At 54.0% G+C, this 21712-nt stretch carries 20 protein-coding genes and 1 riboswitch; of the genes, 11 read left to right on the forward strand and 9 right to left on the reverse strand.

All coding sequences use genetic code 11. The annotated features are described in order from the left end of the window. The first annotated feature begins 75 nt into the window (after positions 1 to 75). Together IZU99_04540 and IZU99_04545 are read left to right on the forward strand one after the other, a co-directional pair. Positions 76 to 297, forward strand: coding sequence for a hypothetical protein (locus tag IZU99_04540; protein ID UOO38524.1), 222 nt, complete (start codon positions 76 to 78; stop codon positions 295 to 297). A gap of 107 nt (positions 298 to 404) precedes the next feature. Further along, positions 405 to 935, forward strand: coding sequence for a ferredoxin (locus IZU99_04545; protein ID UOO38743.1), 531 nt, complete (start codon positions 405 to 407; stop codon positions 933 to 935). Between the two features lie 116 nt (positions 936 to 1051). Here IZU99_04545 and IZU99_04550 read toward each other — a convergent pair whose 3' ends face one another. Then, positions 1052 to 2047 (reverse strand): lytic transglycosylase domain-containing protein, encoded by a 996-nt coding sequence (locus IZU99_04550; protein ID UOO38525.1) that lies wholly within the window; start codon positions 2045 to 2047, stop codon positions 1052 to 1054. A gap of 77 nt (positions 2048 to 2124) precedes the next feature. Here IZU99_04550 and IZU99_04555 point away from each other — a divergent pair, with 77 nt between their 5' ends. The 8 genes from IZU99_04555 (at position 2125) to IZU99_04590 (ending at position 15652) form a co-directional block, all read left to right on the forward strand. Continuing rightward, a complete protein-coding gene (locus IZU99_04555) occupies positions 2125 to 2586 on the forward strand; it encodes a winged helix-turn-helix transcriptional regulator (protein ID UOO38526.1) in 462 nt (153 codons plus the stop codon). Positions 2587 to 2597: 11 nt separating this feature from the next. Beyond that, the gene (locus tag IZU99_04560) at positions 2598 to 4391 is read left to right on the forward strand and encodes an ABC transporter ATP-binding protein (GenBank protein ID UOO38527.1); all 1794 of its coding nucleotides are present in this window, start codon (positions 2598 to 2600) and stop codon (positions 4389 to 4391) included. Next, positions 4388 to 6256 (forward strand): ABC transporter ATP-binding protein, encoded by a 1869-nt coding sequence (locus IZU99_04565; GenBank protein UOO38528.1) that lies wholly within the window; start codon positions 4388 to 4390, stop codon positions 6254 to 6256. Before IZU99_04560 ends, IZU99_04565 begins: the two co-directional genes overlap by 4 nt. Before the next feature lie 202 nt (positions 6257 to 6458). Beyond that, positions 6459 to 8918, forward strand: coding sequence for an FAD-dependent oxidoreductase (locus IZU99_04570; GenBank protein ID UOO38529.1), 2460 nt, complete (start codon positions 6459 to 6461; stop codon positions 8916 to 8918). A 267-nt stretch (positions 8919 to 9185) separates the two neighbouring features. Then, the gene (gene nuoE, locus IZU99_04575) at positions 9186 to 9680 is read left to right on the forward strand and encodes an NADH-quinone oxidoreductase subunit NuoE (protein UOO38530.1); all 495 of its coding nucleotides are present in this window, start codon (positions 9186 to 9188) and stop codon (positions 9678 to 9680) included. Positions 9681 to 9690: 10 nt separating this feature from the next. Then, on the forward strand, positions 9691 to 12792 hold the full coding sequence (locus IZU99_04580) for an FAD-dependent oxidoreductase (protein UOO38531.1): 3102 nt from the start codon (positions 9691 to 9693) through the stop codon (positions 12790 to 12792). Between the two features lie 6 nt (positions 12793 to 12798). Further along, positions 12799 to 14811, forward strand: a complete 2013-nt coding sequence (locus IZU99_04585) for an iron hydrogenase small subunit (GenBank protein ID UOO38532.1) — start codon at positions 12799 to 12801, stop codon at positions 14809 to 14811. Positions 14812 to 14953: 142 nt separating this feature from the next. After that, positions 14954 to 15652 (forward strand): response regulator transcription factor, encoded by a 699-nt coding sequence (locus IZU99_04590; GenBank protein UOO38533.1) that lies wholly within the window; start codon positions 14954 to 14956, stop codon positions 15650 to 15652. Here IZU99_04590 and thiD read toward each other — a convergent pair. The 5 genes from thiD to IZU99_04615 all read right to left on the reverse strand — a co-directional run bounded on the left by thiD (position 15647) and on the right by IZU99_04615 (position 19431). Then, positions 15647 to 16447 carry a bifunctional hydroxymethylpyrimidine kinase/phosphomethylpyrimidine kinase gene (thiD, locus tag IZU99_04595; GenBank protein UOO38534.1) on the reverse strand — a complete coding sequence of 267 codons (801 nt, stop codon included), beginning with the start codon at positions 16445 to 16447 and terminating at the stop codon, positions 15647 to 15649. The genes IZU99_04590 and thiD overlap by 6 nt on opposite strands. Next, entirely contained in the window at positions 16440 to 17093 is a 654-nt protein-coding gene (locus tag IZU99_04600) for an HAD family phosphatase (protein UOO38535.1), read from the reverse strand. Before IZU99_04600 ends, thiD begins: the two co-directional genes overlap by 8 nt. Then, positions 17090 to 17731: a thiamine phosphate synthase gene (gene thiE / locus IZU99_04605; GenBank protein UOO38536.1), complete on the reverse strand. Its 642-nt coding sequence runs from the start codon at positions 17729 to 17731 to the stop codon at positions 17090 to 17092. The genes IZU99_04600 and thiE overlap by 4 nt, the downstream gene beginning before the upstream one ends. Then, positions 17718 to 18542: a hydroxyethylthiazole kinase gene (gene thiM / locus IZU99_04610; protein ID UOO38537.1), complete on the reverse strand. Its 825-nt coding sequence runs from the start codon at positions 18540 to 18542 to the stop codon at positions 17718 to 17720. The genes thiE and thiM overlap by 14 nt, the downstream gene beginning before the upstream one ends. An 87-nt stretch (positions 18543 to 18629) precedes the next feature. Beyond that, a riboswitch (TPP riboswitch) is annotated at positions 18630 to 18762 on the reverse strand. Positions 18763 to 18765: 3 nt separating this feature from the next. After that, positions 18766 to 19431 carry a thiamine diphosphokinase gene (locus tag IZU99_04615; protein UOO38538.1) on the reverse strand — a complete coding sequence of 222 codons (666 nt, stop codon included), beginning with the start codon at positions 19429 to 19431 and terminating at the stop codon, positions 18766 to 18768. A 179-nt stretch (positions 19432 to 19610) separates the two neighbouring features. Here IZU99_04615 and IZU99_04620 point away from each other — a divergent pair, with 179 nt between their 5' ends. After that, positions 19611 to 20159: a hypothetical protein gene (locus IZU99_04620; protein ID UOO38539.1), complete on the forward strand. Its 549-nt coding sequence runs from the start codon at positions 19611 to 19613 to the stop codon at positions 20157 to 20159. Between the two features lie 106 nt (positions 20160 to 20265). Here the strand turns inward: IZU99_04620 and IZU99_04625 are convergent, their stop codons facing one another. The 3 genes from IZU99_04625 to IZU99_04635 all read right to left on the reverse strand — a co-directional run bounded on the left by IZU99_04625 (position 20266) and on the right by IZU99_04635 (position 21682). After that, positions 20266 to 20379: a hypothetical protein gene (locus IZU99_04625; protein UOO38744.1), complete on the reverse strand. Its 114-nt coding sequence runs from the start codon at positions 20377 to 20379 to the stop codon at positions 20266 to 20268. A gap of 101 nt (positions 20380 to 20480) precedes the next feature. Continuing rightward, positions 20481 to 20849: a hypothetical protein gene (locus tag IZU99_04630; GenBank protein ID UOO38540.1), complete on the reverse strand. Its 369-nt coding sequence runs from the start codon at positions 20847 to 20849 to the stop codon at positions 20481 to 20483. 143 nt (positions 20850 to 20992) lie between these two features. Beyond that, positions 20993 to 21682 (reverse strand): hypothetical protein, encoded by a 690-nt coding sequence (locus tag IZU99_04635; protein ID UOO38541.1) that lies wholly within the window; start codon positions 21680 to 21682, stop codon positions 20993 to 20995. Between the last annotated feature and the right edge of the window lie 30 nt (positions 21683 to 21712).

Below are 21712 nucleotides of genomic sequence, written 5' to 3' on the forward strand. Positions count from 1 at the left end.
TCCCCCCGCCGGCATAAGATACATTGCACATTATTATTGTGCAAAGCCACATTGGCGGAGATGGAGGGGCGCAGGTTGTCAACCGAAGTATGGGTGGCGCTGCTCGCGCTTGCCGGGACACTGGCAGGCTCTTTTAGCGGAATTTTGGTGGCGAACAAGCTGGTTAATTACCGGCTGGAACAACTTGAGAAAAAAGTAGAGAAGCATAACAATCTTTTTGAGCGTATCGCTATGGCGGAAAATGATATCAAGATCATCAGCCACAGAATTGACGATCTTGAGAAGACGCGTGAATAAACCGGAGAGGCCAGCCTCTCCGGTTTTCTGGTGTCCCCTGACGAAACACTGTTTGAAACGCCCTTCATCATCTGATATAATCGAGAAAAACGACGGGGGGAGTTATGATGTTCATTCAAGGGCTTCAAGCGGAGGAAACCGCCGTATTAAACGCCGCGTATGCTATATGTGCCGCTGCCAGAACAGCCCCGAAAGGGCGGGGGATCGACTTTATCAAGACGGCCGTCCTGACAGGCGAGGATAAAAGCGCTGTTGCCCGGGAAATGCGCCGCATCAGCTCGCTCATGCAGGTGCCCTTCCTCACACGCGATGCCGATAACGTTGACAAAAGCGGCGCCGTCGTCCTCGTCGGCGTCACGGAGGGCACGCGCGGCCTTGGCAAAATTTGCGGCCTTTGCGGGTATGAAGACTGCGTGGCCTGTAAAGATGCCCTCGGCAGCTGTGTTTACACAACGATTGACCTCGGTATTGCCATTGGCTCGGCTGTCTCGCTGGCCGCCGACCTTCGGCTCGACAACCGCGTTATGTTTTCCGTCGGAAAAGCAGCCGCCTCCCTGAAGCTTTTGGGGGACTGCGCCGTCGTCATGGGCATTCCGCTGTCCGTCTCCGGCAAATCGCCGTTTTTCGACAGGAGATAGGGCATACATTAAAATAATAAAAGATTCTTCGCCGAACGGCTCAGAATGACGGGACTCAGTTGTCATTCTGAGGGGCAATTGCCCCGAAGAATCTTTTTGTTTTAAAGATCATTATTTTATACGATGACGCTGCCGGTGCCGCCATCATCACTGCCGCCCTTCAGCATTTCCAGCTGCATTTGATAGATAGACGTCATCAGTTTGCTGGACGTCTCCGAGGCGTCACCGTCACTGGCGCTCAGTGAGCCGATCATGCTCGTCAGGCTTGTGCCGTCCGCGCTGGACAGCTGCCCGCTTGAAATCATGGCGGCTAATAAGGAATAGGCGGACGTTTCCGTCACCGTGCCGCCCGTCACGCCGGTGTCGGCGGAAGATGTTGCCACCGTCCCGGCATTGAGATCGCTGCCCAGATAGCCGAGAACCTTTTTGACGTAATTTTGCGTCTCGTCGTACGGCGGGATACCGTTATATTTGGCAACGGCGCCGGGGCCCGCGTTGTAGGCGGCCACGGCCAGCGTCGTGTTGCCGCCGAAACGGCTTAAAAGCTGGCTTAAATATTTTGCGCCGCCCATAATGTTCTGTTCGGGGTCATACGCGTCCGTCACGCCGAGAGACTTGGCTGTCGATGGCATCAGCTGCATGATGCCTATTGCGCCGCAGGAGGATGTGGCCTTGGGATTATAATTGGACTCCGTTTTCGCCACAGCTTTGAGAAGACGCACAGGGACGTTATATTTCTCGGCGGCGGCTTTGAAAATCACGTCCAGATCAACGTTGCCGCTGCTCTTTTGAAGGAGGCTGGAAAAATCCGACGTAGCGGCTGCGCGGGCAGCTTTGACCGACGCAGAGGTTGATCCGGAGCCGATGGCGCCGATTTCAGCAGACATCACAAATCCCTCCCCATACAAAACATGCAGAGCGGGGCATATAACCCGCTGCCAAAAGCTTCTTGGCAGCTTCAATATAGCATGCCGGGGGCAGACAAGCAAGATGGAATTTAAAGCGCTGTCATCCGCCGCTCGGATGACCGCTTTATTCTTTGGGCAAAACAGCAATATGAGCGCCGCGACGGCGCAGTCGTTTTGGCAAACGCGATATAGACATCGCTTCATACGCGTGCTATAATACCTAAAAGTATTAGCAATTAATAATTTTAGCTAATAATGTTACTTGAATAAGGAAGAAAGGGGTGACGGATTTGATGGATACCGCGCAGTTGGCAGCTGAAATGCTTTCCAAAACAGGCGAACTGATGCGAACGAGCTGGCCACGAAAGATGCATGCCTTTTTGCAGGGCGAGATGTTTATTTTGCATTTCATCTCGCATCAAAGCGGTGACGTTTTGCCGAGTGAGCTGTCAGCGGCCATGAAAACCAGTACGGCGCGCGTGGCAATGGCGCTGAAGAGTCTCGAGGGAAAAGGTCTTATCGAACGCCGCGTTGACAAGGAGGACAGGCGGCGCGTCAAGGTGTCGATGACGCAGGCCGGGCGGGATATGATCACCTGCCAGCATGACGATATACGCCGTCGCGTCGAGCAGATTCTCAAGGTGCTTGGTGAAAAGGACACATTGGAATACCTGCGCATCGTCGGACGGATGATCGAGATATCAAAAACCGTCGCGGCGAATCAAGAAGGTTTTAACAGTTAGGAGCACTCAGAATGATAAAAATTCTCAAGCATTTTAAACCGGGAGACTGGCTTGTTGTCCTATTCAGCGTCGTGCTGCTCGCCGTGCAGACGTGGCTGGACCTCAAGCTGCCCGATTACATGACGGACATTACCAAATATGTTCAAACACCCGGCAGCCAGATGTCCGACATCTGGGCGGCCGGTGGTAAAATGATTTTGTGTACCTTGGGCAGCGTCGCGCTGTCACTCATCGTCGGCTTTTTTGCCGCCCGGGTGGCTGCCGGCTTCTCGCAGCGCATCCGCGCTAAACTTTTTCATCGTGTTGAAGACTTCTCGATGGAGGAGATTAACGGTTTTTCAACAGCCAGCCTCATCACACGCTCGACGAATGATATTACGCAGCTGCAGGTTTTTATCGCCATGGGCATGCAGGTTATCATTAAAGCGCCGATTCTCGCTGTCTGGGCCGTCGCTAAAATTTCACTCAAGAGCTGGGAGTGGACGGCGCTCACCGGCGGGGCTGTTGTGGTGCTCATTGTCATGATCGCCCTCATCATGGCGTATGCGCTGCCGCGCTTTAAGAAGATTCAATGGCTGACGGATAACTTAAACCGCGTCACGCGCGAGAACCTGACGGGCATACGCGTCGTCAGAGCCTATAACGCCGAAAAGTATGAGGAAGCCAAGTTCGAGGTCGCCAATACCGATATTACAACAAACAATCTGCAGGTGATGCGGGCTATGTCCATCTTCAACCCCGGTATGCGCCTGATTTTGAGCGGCCTGACGCTCGGCATCTATTGGATTGGCGCTTTCCTGATTGAAAACGCCACCGGGACGGATTTGATGAATATCATAACGAACAAAGTGAACATTTTTGCCGATATGATCGCCTTTTCAATGTACGCGATGATGGTGATCATGGCCTTTATGATGCTCACGATGATTTTCATCATGCTGCCGCGCGTTTCCGTCTCGGCCAAACGCATCAACGAAGTGCTTGACACGGCGCCGAAGATTCTCGACGGTACTCGAACCGCGTCGCCGGAAGGCATATCCGGTGAGGTGGAATTTATAAACGTCAGCTTTAAGTATCCCGATGCGGAGGATTATGTTCTGCATGACATCAGCTTTAAAGCGCGCCGCGGCGAAACGGTGGCCTTCATCGGCTCTACCGGCAGCGGGAAATCAACGCTTATCAATCTCGTGCCGCGCTTTTATGATGTGACGGACGGCCAGGTGCTTGTCGATGGCGTCGATGTGCGCGAGTACACGCAGGAAGCGCTGCACAACAAGCTCGGCTATGTCCCGCAGCGGGCAGTCCTGTTCACAGGGACGGTCGCGACGAACGTCGACTACGGTGAAAACGGCAAAGAGCGCGGGACAGACGATGAGACGGCAGAGGATATCCGTCGGGCCGTTGCCATCGCGCAGGGCGCGGAATTCGTCGATAACATGGAAGGCACATATGATGCGCACATCGCGCAAGGGGGCACAAACGTCTCCGGCGGCCAGAAGCAGCGCCTGGCGATTGCCCGCGCCGTTTTCCGCAAACCGGAAATCTACATCTTTGACGACTCGTTCTCCGCACTCGACTATAAAACGGACCGGGTGCTGCGCTCGGCGCTTAGGAAGGAGACGGCGGGTGTCACGAGCCTCGTTGTCGCCCAGCGCATCGGCACCATCCGCGACGCCGACCGCATCATTGTTTTAGAGGACGGTGGCATGGTTGGTATGGGCACGCATGACGAGCTGATGAAATCGTGCGAGGTTTATCAGCAAATTGCCTACTCGCAGCTTTCAAAGGAGGAACTCGGCGCATGAGCAAGAACGAATACGAAATCGGACAAATGAAAAATCAGACCCGGCGCGGCGGCTTTGGCGGCGGGCACGGCCCCGGCGGCATGGCCATGGGCGGGGAAAAAGCGAAGGATTTCAAGAAATCCTGGGGAAAGCTGCTGCAATACAGCCGCCAATACACCGTCGCCATGATCGTCGCCGTGATTTGCGCCGTCGGTGGCTCCATCGCGTCGCTTTTGGGCCCTGATAAACTCCGCGACATCACCAACATCATTACGGATGGGCTCGCAGGGATCATGACGGGCGCGCACATCGACCTGAATAAAATCACCGATATCTGTGTTCTGCTTGTGATCCTATATGCCGGCGGCTTCGTTCTGATCTTCATCCAAGGCTGGATCATGGCAACCGTCACGCAGCGCCTCACGAAAAGCATGCGGCGCGACATCTCGGAGAAGATCAATAAGCTCCCGCTGCGGTATTTTGACAACACGACTGTCGGCAATATCTTAAGCCGCGTGACAAACGATATCGATACGCTCGGCCAGTCGTTAAACCAGAGCCTCGGTCTGCTGATCACCTCCGTCACGTTGATTCTAGGTGCCATTGTCTTGATGCTTGCCACAAACGTCCTCATGGCGCTTACCGCCATCGGGGCAACGCTCATAGGCTTTGTCGCCATGAGCCTCATCCTCAAATCTTCGCAGAAATATTTTTCGCGCAACCAGAAGCACCTCGGCGACATTAACGGCCACATCGAAGAAATTTACGCCGGGCACAACATCGTCAAGGCTTTTAACGGCGAAAAGGAAGCGCAGCGTAAGTTTGATGAGATCAATGGGAAGCTATACGCCTCCAACTGGAAATCGCAGTTTTTCTCCGGACTCATGATGCCGCTCATGAGCTTCATCGGCAACTTCGGCTATGTCGCCGTCTGCGTCGTTGGCGCGGTGCTGGCCAAGAATGGATCGATCGAATTTGGCGTCATCGTCGCTTTCATGATCTATATCCGCCTGTTCACGCAGCCGCTGGCTCAGATTGCCCAGGCCGCGACGACGCTGCAGTCTACGGCGGCCGCCAGCGAGCGCGTCTTTGAATTCCTTGAGGAGGAAGAACTGCCGGACGAAATGGGCAAAACGGAAACGCTTACCAACATCCGTGGCGATGTGGCGTTTGACCATGTTCACTTTGGCTACAACCCGGACAAAACAATTATTAATAACTTCTCAGCCGACATCAAGGCCGGTCAGAAGGTCGCCATCGTCGGGCCGACGGGCGCCGGTAAAACAACGCTTGTCAACCTCCTCATGCGCTTTTATGAGACGGACAGCGGCGATATCCTTGTTGACGGCGTCCCCATCAAAAATCTGCGGCGTGAAAATGTCCATGATCTTTTCTGCATGGTTTTGCAGGACACATGGCTGTTTGAGGGCACAATCCGGGAGAACATCGTCTATTCGAAGACGGGCGTCAGTGACGACACGGTCAAAGCGGCCTGCAAAGCCGTCGGCCTGCACCACTTCATCCGAACACTGCCGAACGGGTACGACACGGTGCTCGGCGACAACGCCAATCTCTCCGCCGGTCAAAAACAGCTTCTCACCATCGCGCGCGCCATGATCGAAAACGCGCCGCTGCTCATTCTGGACGAGGCAACGAGCTCCGTTGACACACGCACCGAGGTTCTTGTCCAAAAGGCAATGGATGAACTCATGAAGGGGCGGACGTCCTTTGTCATTGCCCACCGGCTCTCAACGATCAAAAACGCCGATATCATACTTGTCATGCGTGACGGCGATATCGTCGAAAGCGGCAGCCACGCCGAGCTTCTGGCGCTGGGCGGCTTCTACGCCGAACTTTACAACAGCCAGTTCGAGCAGGCCTCGTAACGGATGCTTACTTGAATGAAAACCCTCCGCGCTTTGCAGCGGAGGGTTTTCGTTATTGTTGGCAAATGAAGTGCCGACTTTTTGACATGACAGGGAGTATCTCGTTAATGTATAGACAAACACGCGGCTATATGTGATAAAGTCACGGTTAAATGTGAATAACAGAATAAAATAAGACCATGAACATAAGGAGGGCTTCATTATGGGTAAAAAAGTCGTTATTGTCGGCGGCGTTGCGGGCGGTGCCAGCTGTGCCGCGCGTTTGCGGCGTCTTGATGAAAGCGCGGAAATCATTGTTTTTGAACGCGGCGAGTATATCTCCTATGCAAACTGCGGGCTGCCGTATCACGTCGGTGACGTCATCAAGCAGAGAAGCGCTCTTTTGCTGCAGACGCCGGTAGCGATGCGCGCCAAGTTTAACGTCGATGTGCGTGTCAAACAGGAAGTGACGGCCATTGATCGCACGGCGAAAACCGTCACGGTCAAGAAAGCCGACAGCGGTGAAACATACACAGAAAGCTATGACACGCTCGTCCTCTCGACGGGTTCGTCGCCGCTGCGCCCGCCGATTCCGGGCATTGACTCCAAACGCATCATGACGCTGTGGACGGTGCCGGATACCGACAAAATTCGCAGCTTCATCAAGGAGCAAAACGTCAAGAGCGCCGTCGTTATCGGGGGCGGGTTCATCGGACTTGAGATGGCTGAGAACCTCCATCACGCGGGTGTTGCGGTTTCTATTGTTGAAATGCTCGATCAGGTTATGGCGCCGATTGATTTTGAGATGGCGCAGCTTCTCCATGAGCATATGACGCAGCAGGGCGTTGACCTGCGCCTTGGGGACGGTGTTGATTCCTTTAAAGACGAGGGGTCGAGCGTCACTGTGTCGCTCAAAAGCGGCGCGCAGATCAAAACAGAGCTCGTTATCCTCTCCATCGGCGTGCGCCCGAATGGCGAAATAGCAAAGGCGGCGGGCCTTGAGATGAATGCCCGCGGCGGCATCATCGTCAGCGACACGCTCGTCACGTCCGACCCCAGTATTTATGCCGTCGGCGACGTCATCGAGGTTGAGGACTTCATTGACAAGAGCCGCACGATGATCCCGCTGGCCGGCCCGGCCAACAAGCAAGGCCGCATTGCCGCCAATAACATCGCCGGCGCGTCGGAGCGTTACGAAGGCACGCAGGGCACGTCGGTTGCGAAGGTCTTTGACCTGACGGCCGCCTCGACTGGCGCGAATGAAAAAACGCTCGTCAAAAAAGGCCTTGTGAAGGGCAAGGATTTTACATCGGTCATCATCATGCAGAATTCCCACGCGTCGTACTATCCAGGCTCCATGCCGATGACGATTAAGCTCATCTTCTCGATGGACGGCAAGAAAATATACGGCGCACAGATCGTCGGCGGCGACCTTGTCGACAAGCGCATCGACACGATTGCCGTCACCATTCGCCTCGGCGGCGGCGTCGAAGCCCTTAAAACGCTGGAACTGGCTTACGCGCCCCCGTATTCCTCGGCAAAGGACCCTGTCAACATGGCCGGTTTCGTTGCGGAAAACGTTTTGACAGGCAAGGCCGTCTTCTCCGAGTGGGATATTGATGTCACGAAAAATAATATCGTTGCGCTCGACGTGCGCGAACCAGTCGAAATTGAGGCTTTCGCCCTGCCGTCTTATAAAAATATTCCGCTCGGCCAGCTGCGCGGGAGACTTGGTGAACTCGATAAAAACAGTGATATCGTCGTCTTCTGCGCCATCAGCGTCCGCGGGTATAACGCCGCGCGTATTCTGATGAACAACGGCTTTAAAAACGTCCGCATTTATCCGGCAGGCGCGCGCTTTTTCCGCTCGATGCACTATAAAGATTACACCTGTGAGGTTGAGGCGCTGCCAAAGCCCGTTTCCGACAGCGGCCACGTCGCCATTCCGGAGATCAAGGCGCGCATGCAGCTCGACTGCAGCGGCATGCAGTGCCCCGGCCCGATTTTAAAGGTCTTTGAGACGATGAAAGACATGAAGGACGGTGACGTTGTTCAGGTCTCCGCCTCCGACCCCGGCTTCGCCCGCGATATCGTGGCTTGGACGCGCCGAACAGGCAATACGCTCCTGACGAACGAAAAACAGGGTAATGATTACGTCGCGCTCTTGCAAAAGGGCGGCGGGCTCAAGCCGACATCGGCCGTCGCCGGTGAAAATAACAACAAAACAATTATCGTCTTCTCCGGCGATCTCGACAAAGTTCTGGCCTCCTTTATCATCGCCAACGGCGCGGCGGCGATGGGGCGGCACGTCACCATGTTCTTCACCTTCTGGGGGCTGAATGCGTTACGGAAGAATAGCAAGGTCAAGGTCCAAAAGTCTTTCATCGAAGCGATGTTCGGCGGCATGATGCCGCGCGGCTCCGGCAAGCTCAAGCTGTCCAAGATGAATATGGGCGGCATGGGCACAGCCATGATGAAAATGGTGATGCGCCAGAAAAATGTCGATTCATTGGAGACCCTCATAAAAAAAGCCATGGACAACGGCGTCAAGATTATCGCCTGCACCATGAGCATGGACGTGATGGGCATTCAGAAAGAAGAGCTCATGGACGGCATTGATTACGCGGGCGTCGGCACCTATCTCGGCGACGCGGAAGAATCTAACGTCAACCTGTTCATTTAAACCATTATCAGCAGTTTTATAGTGACAAGGCCTCATGCTTCGGCATGGGGCCTTGTTGTTTTATTGGCCCATCACGCATAGCCTGTCCTGTGGTAATTTGTGATAGAAATGTGATAAGACGGGAACCTGCCGCCCGGATGCCGGAAAATTAACCAAAAATTAAAATTAAAAAAGGGTGAATTATCATCATTTTATCACAAGTTTTTGTTACGCTTATGGCATCCGAAAGTGTGCCCACCCCATTTATCTTATAAGGAGGTCTGATACATGAATGCCAAGCTCGTCCAATGTACCTGCGCGGAAGACAAGGAGAAGTTTTCCGAAATCGCCAATATCATTGACCTTTACAAAGACAAAGAAGGGAATTTGATTCAAATTCTGCACGCGTCCCAGGAGATTTACGGTTATTTACCGCCGGAGCTTCTGGACTTCATCGCCCGGGAGACGCACCGTCCGCTCTCGGAGGTCAGCGGTGTGGCCACGTTCTACTCTTTCTTCTCTACCAAACCGCGCGGCAAGCATACGATTCGCGTCTGCCTCGGGACGGCCTGTTACGTTCGCGGCGGCAAAAAGATAATCGACGCGCTGGAGAAGACGCTGCATGTGGACGTCGGTGAGACAACAAAGGACGGTCTTTTTACCTTCGAGGTGGCGCGCTGTATCGGCGCGTGCGGCCTCGCCCCCGCCATGATGATTGACGACGTCGTCTACAAGCAGGTCAATCCCAATAAGCTCGACACGATTTTGTCGCAGTACAAGTGAGGGGTATGATATGAGCCAGGAATTGATTGAAAACATCGCCGATTTAAAGCGGCGGCGCACCCAGTATAACGAAAAATCGGCGTCCTACGCCAATCAGGTGCTCGTGTGCAGCGGGGCGGGGTGTGTCTCCTCCCATTGTGCCGAGGTCAGAGACGCCGTTATTGAAGAACTGCAGCACATCGGCAGGCAGGAGCATGTTCTTGTCCGGGAGACGGGCTGCATGGGCACCTGTGCCGTCGGCCCCGTCATGCTGATTCTCCCCGAGCGCGTCTTTTTCACAAAGCTGACGCCGGAGACAGCCAAATTAATCATCCGGACGTATTTCACAACCGGCAAGGTGCTGTCGGAATACACGTTCTACGACTATTCGTTGAAAAAACATGTGCCGAAAATCGATGATATTGACTTTTTCAAGCAGCAGGTTAAAATCGCGCTGCGCAACTGCGGTGCCATAGAATTTGACAGCATTGACGCCTACATAAGCCGTGACGGGTATTTCGCCATTGCCGAGGCGCTGTATGAAAAAAGCCCGCAGGATGTTATCAACGAAGTAAAGAAGTCCGGCCTCCGCGGGCGCGGCGGCGCGGGTTTCCCAACCGGCGTCAAATGGCAGTCGGGCCACGATGCAGCCGGGGCGCGCAAATTTATCATCTGTAATGCCGACGAGGGCGATCCCGGCGCTTTTATGGACAGGAGCATTCTGGAGGGCGACCCGCACGCGGTTATTGAAGGCATGATGCTCGGCGGCTATGCCATCGGGGCGACGAAGGGCTACATCTACGTCCGCGCGGAATATCCCATCGCCGTTGAGCGCCTGACAAAGGCCATTGACGACGCGCGGGCCTGCGGCCTTCTCGGTGGGAACCTGTTCGGCAGTGACTTTAAGTTTGATTTGGAGCTCCGCATTGGCGCGGGCGCTTTCGTCTGCGGCGAGGAGACGGCACTGATGGCGTCTGTCGAAGGCCGGCGCGGCGAACCGCGGCAGAAGCCGCCGTTCCCGTTCCAAGCGGGCCTCTTCCAAGAGCCGACGATTATCAATAATGTTGAAACACTTGCCAGCATCCCCGAAATCGTTCGGCGCGGCGGCACGTGGTACGCACAGTTCGGAACGGAGAAGAGCACGGGCACAAAGGTGTTCGCGCTGGCCGGCGACGTTGTCAATACCGGCATTATTGAGGTTCCTGTCGGGATGCCGCTCGGTGATATCCTCTTTAGCATCGGCGGCGGCATGCGCGAGGGTAAAAAATTCAAAGCCGCGCAAATCGGCGGGCCGTCCGGTGGCTGCGTGACGAAAGAGAACCTGAATACCCCAACGGAATATGAAGCCATTCAGAAACTGGGGGCCATCATGGGCTCCGGCGGCCTGATCGCCATGAATGAAGACACTTGCATGGTGGACACGGCCCGGTTCTTCATGGATTTCATCAAGGATGAATCGTGCGGCAAGTGCAACGCCTGCCGTACCGGCACAACGCGGATGCTGGAGATTTTAGAGCGCATCACGCGCGGTGAAGGCCGCGAGGGGGATGTAGAGCTTCTCATCGAGCTTGGCGAGACGATCAAGGATACGGCGATGTGCGGCCTCGGCCAAACGGCACCGAACCCTGTTCTCAGCACCATCAAATATTTCCGCGATGAATATGACGAGCATATCCGCAATAAATACTGCCGCGCGGGCGTCTGCGCCGATCTGTTCATATCGCCCTGCGAGAACACGTGCCCGGCAAATGTCAACGTCCCCGGTTATCTCCGGCTCATTGCCGCCGGGCGGTTTATGGACGCGCACAACCTTGTCCGGCAGGAAAACCCGTTCCCGGCTGTTTGCGGGCGCATCTGCACGCACCCCTGTGAGAGCAAATGCCGCCGCGGCACGCTGGACGAGGCCGTTGCCATCCGGGAGCTCAAGCGCTACGTGGCCGATTATGCGTACAAAAACGAGCAGCCATTTAAAAAAGACGTCGTTTTCCCCAAAAACGGGAAGAAGATCGCGATCATCGGCGCGGGGACATCCGGCCTCACATGCGGTTATTATCTCGTGCGCATCGGGTATGAAGTCGATGTCTTTGAGTCGGAATCGGTTGCGGGCGGCGTTTTAGCCTTTGGCATTCCGGAATACAGGCTGCCCAAAAAGGTGCTGCAGCATGAAGTTGACCTCATTGCGCAGGCGGGCGTCAACATTCATTTAAACGTTGACGTTGCCAAGGATATCGCTTTCAAGTCGCTCCGGTCAAAGTATGACGCCGTCTACGTCGCCACGGGCGCGCAGTTCCCCGAAAAGGTGAATATTCCCGGCGAAAACCTGCCCGGCGTTATCCACGGCATTGACTTTTTAAAGAGCGTCAATCTGCGCCACGATGTGAAGCTGTCCGGCACCGTCGCCGTCATCGGCGGCGGCAATACGGCCATCGACTCGGCCCGCACGGCGGTCCGGCTGGGGGCGGACAAAGTGCTCGTCCTGTACCGGCGCACGCGGGATGCCATGCCCGCCTACGATGAGGAAATCTGTGAAGCCGTCGAGGAAGGCATAGAGGTTATCGAGCTCGTCGCCCCTGTCCGCTTCATCGGCGGCCGCAACGGCCGCGTCTCCAAAATCGAGTGCGTCCGCATGACGCTCGGCGCTTTTGGAGACGACGGGCGGCGGAAGTCCGTCCCGGTTGAGGGGTCGAATTTCTTCATTGACGTCGATACCGTCATCCCGGCCGTCAGCCAGTATTCAGACCTGCCGTTTATCCCGAAGAGCGAAATCGGCTTAACGCCATGGGGGACCTTCATCATCGACAACGACACGATGATGACGACGATGCCCGGCGTCTTTGCGGGCGGCGACGTTGCGCGCGGGCCGGATACCGTCATCCAGGCGATTGCCGACGGCAAAAATGCCGCCGTCGCCATCGATATGTACCTTGGCGGCAGCGGGGTTTTGAACAAGGGTGCCCCGATCGACATCCCCGCCATAACGAGTGACGACGAGGTCGTCGAGCATCCGCGCTTTGAGATGAAAATGCTGGAGACGGAAAAGTGCAAAACGTGCTTTGACGAAGTCAACCTCGGGTACCATAAGCTCAACGCCATGGCCGAAGCGATGCGGTGCCTGCAGTGTGACAGGAGGTAGTCAGTCATGAATATTACAATTAATAATAAACAGGTCACGGCCGACGAGGGCATGACCATTATCGAAGCCGCCAAACAAAACGGCATCCACATCCCAAGCCTGTGCTGGCTTGAAGGGATTCACGAGTTCGGCTCGTGCCGCATCTGCGTTGTCGAGGTTGACGGGGCAAAGACCTTGATGCCCTCTTGCATGACAAAAATCAGTGAGGGCATGGTCATCCGCACAAATTCTGACAGAGTCCGAAGAGCGCGCAAGGTTCTTTATGAGCTTTTGCTTTCCGACCACTCGAAGGACTGCCTCAGCTGCAAGCGCAATCAAAGCTGTGAGCTTCAGGAGCTTGGGAAAACGCTCGGCGTCGAAGTCACGCGGTTTGATGGCAAGCGGTCGGATTGCACCGTTGATATGTCTGTCTCTATTACGCGCGATTTGTCAAAATGCGTTCTGTGCCGTCGGTGCGTCACCGCCTGCAACGAGATTCAGGGTGTCGGCATCATCAACGCGCAGAACAGGGGATTTAACACCGTCATCGGCCCGGCGCTGAAAAACCCGATCGGCAACGTCAACTGCGCTTTCTGCGGGCAGTGCACCGTTGTCTGCCCCGTCGGCGCCCTCAAGGAGACGGACGCCATCACAAAGGTCTGGGACGCCATCAACGACCCGGAAAAGCGCGTCGTCGTCCAGACGGCCCCCGCCGTCCGTGTCGCCATTGCCGAGGAGTTCGGCAATCCGCCCGGCACGCGCGCAACCGGCAAAATGGCCGCCGCGCTGCACGCCCTCGGCTTTGACGATGTGTTTGACACAAACTTCACAGCCGACCTCACCATCATGGAGGAAGGCACAGAGCTTTTGTCGCGCCTGACAAATGCGCTGACAGGGGAAGAGGCCGTCCTGCCGATGATCACGAGCTGCAGCCCCGGCTGGATTAAATTCGTCGAGCACACGTATCCGGATAAGCTCGGCCATCTCTCAACGTGCAAATCGCCGCATACGATGCTCGGGGCACTGGCCAAATCCTATTACGCGGGCAAAATTAACGTCGACCCGAAAAACATTTTCGTCGTCTCCGTCATGCCTTGCACGGCCAAGAAGTTCGAGATCGTCCGTCCTGAAATGCAAAATGACGGCTGCCCGAATGTCGATGCGGTCATCACAACGCGGGAGCTGGCGTCGATGATCAAAGAAATGGGCATTGACTTTAATAACCTGGCCGATGAGGAATTTGACAATCCGCTCGGCATGTCAACCGGCGCTGCCGACATTTTCGGCCTGACGGGCGGCGTCATGGAGGCGGCTCTGCGCACGGCGTATGAGCTCGTCACGGGGCGGGAAATTCCGTTTGACGGATTGCACGTCACGCCCATCGTCGGTCTCGACCGCGTCAAAGAGGCGTCCATCACCATCGAGAACCCGAAGGATGCCTACAAGCATTTGAGCGGCGTGACCTTAAAAGTCGCCGTCACGAGCGGTCTCAAAGGCGCCAACCAGCTCATGGAGCAGGTGGCTGCGGGCCAGTCCCCGTACCACTTTATTGAAGTGATGGGCTGCCCCGGCGGGTGCATCACGGGCGGCGGCCAGCCGCGCTCGGACGACCCGGCCGTTCGCCAAAAGCGATTGGAGGGGATCTATTCGGAGGACGAGAGCAAAACGCTGCGCAAGTCGCATGAGAACCCGTACGTCGCTGCGCTGTACAAAGAATTCCTGGAGTATCCGAACAGCCACGCCTCGCACAAGTATCTTCACACGCATTACGTGCGCCGTGGTATTGGCAACGAGATGACGGAGCAACGCTTCGCCGTCGCGGCGCCCACCGCGAAAAAACCGGCGCGGGAGGTTGTTAGAGGCCATCGGGCTGCGGCGGCACCCGCCGACGGCAGAGACGTTTTTGCCGGTGTTCAAACGGTTCAGGTTCTTTCGCTTGAGGCGGAGAACACAAAGCTTAAAAGTGAGCTGGCCGACACTGCCGAAACGGTCGAAATTCTTAAAAACGTCATATCCGATTACCTCAAAAGAGACAGATAGCAGGGGAGAACGGGAAACGGGGCGGTGCCGTCGCGCACCGCCCCGTTTCCATTGCCTGAAAATTGGTGTTGTAATTGGAGAGGAACTATAATAATATAAAATCGTAACCTTCCGTGCTAATGTTGGTTTGGGAGGCGTTTGAATGAGCGATATCCGTCTATTAATCGTGGACAGGGACGAGCATGCAAGGATGCTCGTTAAAAAGCTTGCCGAAAATTCCGGATATACGGCTGATACAGCGGCAGACGGCGTCACGGCCGTCAAGCTCTTCCGCCGGTATGATTACCAGCTCGTTGTGATGGATACAGAGCTGCCGTCCCTGGACGGCTGGAACGTTTGCCGGCAAATTCGAAAGCTCTCCGACGTACCTGTTATCATCGTTAGCGCCCTCAACGGCGAGAACGATAAGCTCATGGCCTTTGACGCCGGGGCGGACGATTATTTGTGCAAGCCGTATTCCCAGCAGGAGCTGCTCGCGCGCATCCGCGTTTTTATTTACCGCTGCGCCGGGCTCAAAACACCGCCCAGAACGAAGATTACATACAGCGGGCTGTATATCGACACGGCCTCCCGCGCCGTTTTCGTCAATGACGCGGTCGTCAAGCTCACGCCGAAGGAGTACGATCTTTTGTATTTCATGTCCCAGAACCCCAACAAGGCGTTTTCCCGTGAGATGCTCCTCAATGAGGTGTGGGGCTACGAGTTCATCGGCTCGGACAGGACGGTTGACACCCACATTAAAATGCTGCGCGATAATCTTAAGCCGTATGACGCGTATATTGTCACCGTCTGGGGCTTTGGCTATAAATTTGTTGTGACAAGCGACCCGGCTCTGCTATAACCTGATGCCATAGGTGTGGTCGAGCGGGCCGCGCCCCTTGCCAATATCAAGACCGGCTTTGAGCGCCCCCGTCAAAAAGGCTTTGGCGCGGTGAACGCTTTCGGTCAGCGTCAGACCGCCTGCCAGATGGCAGGCAATAGCGGCGGACAGGGTGCAGCCTGTCCCATGCGTGTTCGGATTGTCAACGCGCGCTGTTTCAAACCAAATCGCTGTATTGCCTGCATAGAGCAGGTCGTCGGCGCAGCTGTTCAGGTGGCCTCCTTTCACAAGGACGCCGCCTTTTATTTTTTCCGCGATGGCTGACGCGGCGTAAACCATCTCGTCCCGGCCCGTCTTGCCGCTGCCGATTGGCAGCCCGCTTAAAACGGCCGCCTCCGGAATATTCGGCGTGACGACGGTGGCAAGCGGCAAAAGCGCCCGGATGAGCGCTTCCTCCGCACCTGGTGAGAGCAGCCGCGTGCCGCTGGTTGCAACCATCACGGGGTCAAGCACAATATTCGTGGCGCCATAAACCAGAAGCTTGCGGGCAATGACCTCAATAATCTCCTGATTGGACACCATGCCGATTTTGACGGCGTCCGGCCGGATATCGGTAAAAATGCAGTCCAGCTGCTGCGCGACAAAGTCGGGTGTTGCGTCCATAATCCCAAAAACGCCCGTCGTATTTTGCGCCGTCAGCGCCGTAATGGCGCTCATGGCATACATTTTATGTGCCGTGATCGTCTTGATGTCGGCCTGAATACCGGCGCCGCCGCTGCAGTCGGAGCCTGCGATGGTCAGAACCTTTTTAAGCATTGTCCTCATTCCAGTCGGAAAAAGATAGATAATAGCAGTCGGCAAGTTCCTTGATCCGATCCGTCTGCGCGTCGGCCGACGGGTCAAAAAGCGCTGTGACGCGAAAGCCCGACGCCTTCGCCGTCTTGATGGCGTACAGTGCGTCCTCAAAAACGACGGTGTCACACAAGGGTGTTCCGAGAGATGCCAGAGCCTGCAGGAATATTGCCGGTTCATCTTTCCCGGCGCCAACGTCCGTGCAGGTAAAAATCCCGTCAAAAAAGTGCGCGATGCCGGTCCGGCGCAGCGCCGCTTCAGCGAGATAGCGGTCCGTCGCCGTTGCAACGCACATTTTAACGCCCTCTTTGCGCAGACGGGACAGCGCCTGCATAACCCCGGCCTTCAGCGTGACGCGGTTATAGTAAAAGTCTTCAACCATGGCGTTGATCCCGGCGATGATGTCATCTTCGCGCAATTTTATACCGTACACCGCGCAAAAATGCTCGCAGACCTGCTGAATGCTCATCGAGCTCACCGCCTCGCGGACATCGTTTCGCGGTGTGATGCCAAGGCTTTGGAGGTAGTCGGCCGCCACGTTATCCCAGACCACCATCGAGTCAAGCAGTGTGCCGTCCATATCAAAAATTGCGCCTTTATAATCAATCATTCATGCACCATCTCAGCTGAGAGCGCGCGCAGCGTTTTGGCCGCGCCCTCGATATCGCTTTCGGCAAAAAGCGCCGAGACGACAGCAACGCCTGCAATCCCAGTTCCTTTAAGCCTACCGATATTATGCCTGTTTATCCCACCGATTGCAACAACGGGAATCGATACGGCCCGGCAGATATTTTGAAGTGATTCGAAGGAGACGGCGTCGGCGTCTTTTTTTGTATCCGTCGGGAAGATGGCACCGACGCCGAGATAATCGGCCCCGTCGCGCTCGGCGCAGAGTGCCTGTTCAACGGTCTGGACGGAGACGCCGAGGATTTTATCGCCGCCGAGTGCCTGCCGCGCGTCACAGGCGCGCAGGTCGCCCTGCCCAACGTGGAGGCCGTCGGCCGCGCAGCCCACGGCAACGGCGACATTATCGTTAATAATGAAAGGAACGCCGGTACTCTCACAGATTGCCTTGATTTGAAGCGCCTCCTGTAAAAAGGCATCATCATTCAAATCCTTTTCCCGCAGCTGCAGGCACGTGACGCCGCCGCGCAGGCAGGCGCGGACCTGCTCGGCAAGTGTTCTCCCGTGCAGCCATGCTCTGTCCGTCACGGCATATAGCAAAAGGGCATTTTTATCGAACGTCATATCGGGCACCCGCGTCAAGCATCGCGCCCGTCAGACCGTACACAGCGTCAATGAGGGCGGTTCTATACGTTGCGTTGCCGCCGCCTGTTGCTTCCAGCCGTTTGTAGGCTATTTCGCCGCAGAGACCCATCGCGCAGAGAGACGCCGCCACAGCGTCCAACGGACGTTCAGGATGTGCGGCCAGATAAGCGCCTGTCAGCGCCGAAAGCATGCAGCCGCTGCCGGTGATGCGCGCCATCATCGGATGGCCGTTATGTATCAGATACGCCGAGCTGGCATCGGCGACGATGTCTGTTTTGCCGGTGATGGCAATGACGGCCCCCGTTTCCTTTGAAAGGCTTTTGGCAAAGGCTACGACGCTGTCCAGCGTCGCCGATGTGACGGCGTCGGCATCGTCGGCATCAACGCCTCTCGTTGTCCCGGCGCCAATGGCCAGTGCCTTGATTTCAGAGATGTTGCCCCGAATGGCCGTGAAGCGGACATCCCGGATCAGCCGTTTCGCCGTCTCTGTCCGCAGCGTCGACGCCCCGGCACCGACCGGGTCCAACAGCACCGGCTTGGAGAGGTCGTTTGCCTCTTTGCCGGACAACAGCATGGACGGGATCGTCGAGCGGTTTAGTGTGCCGATATTGATGACAAGGGCGGACGAGATTGCGGTAATTTCCTCGACCTCGTCCGGGTCGTCAGCCATAACGGGGGAGGCCCCGGCAGCCAGCAATATGTTAGCACAGTCGTTAACGGTCACATAGTTCGTGATACAGTGGACGAGCGGGGACGCCGCCCGCAGCTCTTCAAGAATTTTCCCCAGCATTTATTTAACCTCCGATTTTGTTGATAAAAAGACATAAAAGGCCCTTAATGACAAATAAACGGGAAACACCCGATGGTATTTCCCGTCCGCTTTCGACGATGACGCTTCCTACGTTGGCATTACCCAAATCAGGTGCGTGCGGGCTTTCATGCTCCCGCACGTAAGGGTCGAAGGGCACACCTTCCTCTCAGCCTGTCTGCAAGCTCCCCCGGTAATTGAATTGTTAAGTGGCACTATAGCACGATTCCTTCAGGCTGTCAATGACGTCTGCGGCATTTTCCTCCCAAATGACGAGCAAACTCCCGCTGATGACGGACACCTCGCCCGGCCCCCCCGTAAACGCGTTGCAGGCGCCAAGCGGAAAGGTGTCCTTCAGCGTGGCGTTTTTCAGCTCATATTTGAGGCCGCGGAGGGTGACGCCCATGGCGCTTTCCCCAATACTGAAGACGGAGACGCTGCCCTCTCTGCCGCTGTCAAACGAAAGACTGCCGTTTCGGATCACGGTCGCGGCCGTGCCGTCCCCCAGCAGGTAGCCGCGCGCGTTTTTGGCGGCAAGATAATTAAGGGCTTGGATGTTCGCCATGGTGTGGTCAAGTCTGCCGCCGAGGCCGCCAAGCAGCACAAACTTTTTATAGCTGCGGCGGAGCCCTTCAGTGATAGCCAGCATCATGTCGGTTTCGTCCTTCTCGGGGGGATGCTGGATAACATTCGGATGGTTCGGCCGAAAACCGAGCGAATCAAAATCACCGACAACGAGGTCGGCAACAGCCGATAAGACCGACAAATGCCGGTAACCGGCGTCGGCGGCGATCACAAAGTCGCGCGCGCCCGCCTCCAGCGTCAATTCCGGCACAGCCCCCGCGCCGACGATATAACAGATTCCGGTCATACGTTTTCCCACCCGTCACATAAATGTGCTACCCGTATATTATATTCAGATTATTTGCGCTTTTCCAGTCTTTATTACCGGAACAGGGAAGAAGGTGAAAAACCGGCCAGGCACAGGGGACAACGAACCGTCATACCATAGATGGGAAGACCAATAATTTTTGTGAGGGAGACGTATCCATGGAACAAACACCAAACGGTTCTTTTATTTCCGGCGTCATCGTCAACGATGTCAATTATGGCCCTGTGGCCGAGGAGGCCGCGAAGCAGCCAGAGTCCGATGTGCAGGCAGAGGAATTCCTGCCGCCGCCGGAAATTGATTCGGATGACTGCAGAGAAATCTGCGATTGCTGCGCAGACAAGTCGGAAGAGCACACCTTAAAGCCGTGCGTGGAATTTGACAGCTTTACCGTCCATAACGTCCATCTGCATTGTGAGGGCAGGCTTTTAAAGGTCCGGGTTCAGCTTAAAGATGTCTGCCGCGGCCGAAAAATCCGGCTCGCCGTCCTGTTATTTGAAAAAGAGTGCATGGATACAGACCTCAAGGGCATGCGCACCTGTGAGCTGACCGTCCCCGGCCTGCCCTGCGGCTGCCTGAATGAATTGACCATCGGTGATTTTTGCTTTATTCTCCCGGAGGAGGATATCTGCAGCAAGCAGCAGAAGGTTAAAATCCAAGTCATCGCTCACTATTCCTCGTTCCCGGAAGACCACAAGTGCGGCTGCTAAAGGGTATTTGAAAAAAGTAATTTCAATAAGATATAAACCAAGGCCCGCGGTGCTCCCGCGGGCCTTGGCGTGTGTGTATTAAATGTGAAATCTAGTGTTTGGCCGTTTACAAAAAATACCCGCCGATAATGCGGGCAATTGCCGGGACATCCGCACGGGCGACAAATTCAAACTTAACTTTGCCCAGACCGCTAAACCACAGCTCAAGCTCACAGTCCAGATCGAGAACACTGGCTGTCTCAAGCGAAAAAGCTTATGTCTTACCTGTTGAAAATATCATCCCTGAGGCTCATATTTCTTGCGGTTTGAGCGATAATTTATTTATTCGTCAAGATCAATTGATTCATTAACTCTGATTTTTGCTTTTGTACCACATTTACTGCATATATAATTTATGCCACCTTGTCTTGTAAATAAACTTTTGAAGTGATATTGATTCCAGCAGTTGGCACAAATATTTTCCGTGTGATCACCGTGTTTTATTGAATAGTATGGCTCTTTGTGTCTCTCTAATTTTGATTCAAGTTCAAGAAAACTATCGTTCTTTTGAACTTGTTCTCTAAGTATTCGATTTTCCTCTTGCATATCAAGCATTTGAGTTTGTAATTCAATGATTTTCTGAATGAGCTCAACATTATCGATTTTCTGTGCTATAGATATTGCGTCTTTCGCTACATCATACCATCCCATAATTACCTCCAAAAAAAGTATAACGATATTGAATCATATATTGATAACTCTTGTTACGTACACCAATATTTTGAGATGCTATTTGTTTTACTAGAATTAAAATAAATTTTGAATAACACCATCACTAAATCTTCGATTCGATATTATATTGGCTTATATTCTGTTCCTAATTCTGATGCTAGTCTTTTAAGATTTTTATTAAAATAGTCGTATTCTCCAACAAAAGGTAAGTTTCTTGATAATTTTAGTTTGTCAATTATATTTAATAAGGTTTCTCGATCAGCTGAACTTTCAAGCATTTTCATTAAAACTTCATCAAACTTAATTCTATCAGTGTTAAAAGTAACTAAGAGGATTTCTAATTCAGCTATAGTTATAATCCAACAATTTTTATCGTTATTAAAAATTTCAGGCAAACTGTTTTCTATCATTCTTATGTTACGGAAGTTCTCGTATAATAATATTAACTTTATTACAGGCTTTTTTCCTTCGATTCGATTACAAGAACTTTTTAATTGTTCATAAGCTTTAGTTATATTTCTCGAAAAAAAATCATCAATAGTATTCAAATTCGGATTTTGTTGTTTACCTTTTATACTTAAAAGAGCGGACTTCATTTCAATAATAAATATTACGTTGTCAAATTCTAATTTATAATCCGCACCTTTTATATTTTCTGGTAATTTTATATATTGATCGCTAGCTAAGTAGCGTGATGTTAAATCCTCAAAATAAAGCTCAAAAAGACGGCCAAAGCTATTTAAAAATGTTTGTTCTCCCTTTTGAAAATAATAATCACGAATTATCCCATATAAACTATTGCCGATTAACATTGAAAAAAGATGGTTGATTGTAAAATGAAA

It is taken from the genome of Oscillospiraceae bacterium CM (assembly GCA_022870705.1).
GTDB lineage: Bacteria > Bacillota > Clostridia > Oscillospirales > Oscillospiraceae > Sporobacter.

What these genes read in the sequence shown, in the direction of transcription:
- IZU99_04585 (UOO38532.1), top strand. Translation starts at nt 12,799, where the DNA reads ATGAATATTACAATTAATAATAAACAGGTCACGGCCGACGAGGGCATG.
- IZU99_04590 (UOO38533.1), top strand. Translation starts at nt 14,954, where the DNA reads ATGAGCGATATCCGTCTATTAATCGTGGACAGGGACGAGCATGCAAGG.
- thiE (UOO38536.1), bottom strand. Translation starts at nt 17,731, where the DNA reads ATGACGTTCGATAAAAATGCCCTTTTGCTATATGCCGTGACGGACAGA.
- IZU99_04565 (UOO38528.1), top strand. Translation starts at nt 4,388, where the DNA reads ATGAGCAAGAACGAATACGAAATCGGACAAATGAAAAATCAGACCCGG.
- thiD (UOO38534.1), bottom strand. Translation starts at nt 16,447, where the DNA reads ATGCTTAAAAAGGTTCTGACCATCGCAGGCTCCGACTGCAGCGGCGGC.
- IZU99_04635 (UOO38541.1), bottom strand. Translation starts at nt 21,682, where the DNA reads ATGTTAATCGGCAATAGTTTATATGGGATAATTCGTGATTATTATTTT.
- nuoE (UOO38530.1), top strand. Translation starts at nt 9,186, where the DNA reads ATGAATGCCAAGCTCGTCCAATGTACCTGCGCGGAAGACAAGGAGAAG.
- IZU99_04600 (UOO38535.1), bottom strand. Translation starts at nt 17,093, where the DNA reads ATGATTGATTATAAAGGCGCAATTTTTGATATGGACGGCACACTGCTT.
- IZU99_04560 (UOO38527.1), top strand. Translation starts at nt 2,598, where the DNA reads ATGATAAAAATTCTCAAGCATTTTAAACCGGGAGACTGGCTTGTTGTC.
- IZU99_04550 (UOO38525.1), bottom strand. Translation starts at nt 2,047, where the DNA reads ATGAAGCGATGTCTATATCGCGTTTGCCAAAACGACTGCGCCGTCGCG.
- IZU99_04620 (UOO38539.1), top strand. Translation starts at nt 19,611, where the DNA reads ATGGAACAAACACCAAACGGTTCTTTTATTTCCGGCGTCATCGTCAAC.
- IZU99_04545 (UOO38743.1), top strand. Translation starts at nt 405, where the DNA reads ATGTTCATTCAAGGGCTTCAAGCGGAGGAAACCGCCGTATTAAACGCC.
- IZU99_04570 (UOO38529.1), top strand. Translation starts at nt 6,459, where the DNA reads ATGGGTAAAAAAGTCGTTATTGTCGGCGGCGTTGCGGGCGGTGCCAGC.
- IZU99_04630 (UOO38540.1), bottom strand. Translation starts at nt 20,849, where the DNA reads ATGGGATGGTATGATGTAGCGAAAGACGCAATATCTATAGCACAGAAA.
- IZU99_04615 (UOO38538.1), bottom strand. Translation starts at nt 19,431, where the DNA reads ATGACCGGAATCTGTTATATCGTCGGCGCGGGGGCTGTGCCGGAATTG.
- thiM (UOO38537.1), bottom strand. Translation starts at nt 18,542, where the DNA reads ATGCTGGGGAAAATTCTTGAAGAGCTGCGGGCGGCGTCCCCGCTCGTC.
- IZU99_04580 (UOO38531.1), top strand. Translation starts at nt 9,691, where the DNA reads ATGAGCCAGGAATTGATTGAAAACATCGCCGATTTAAAGCGGCGGCGC.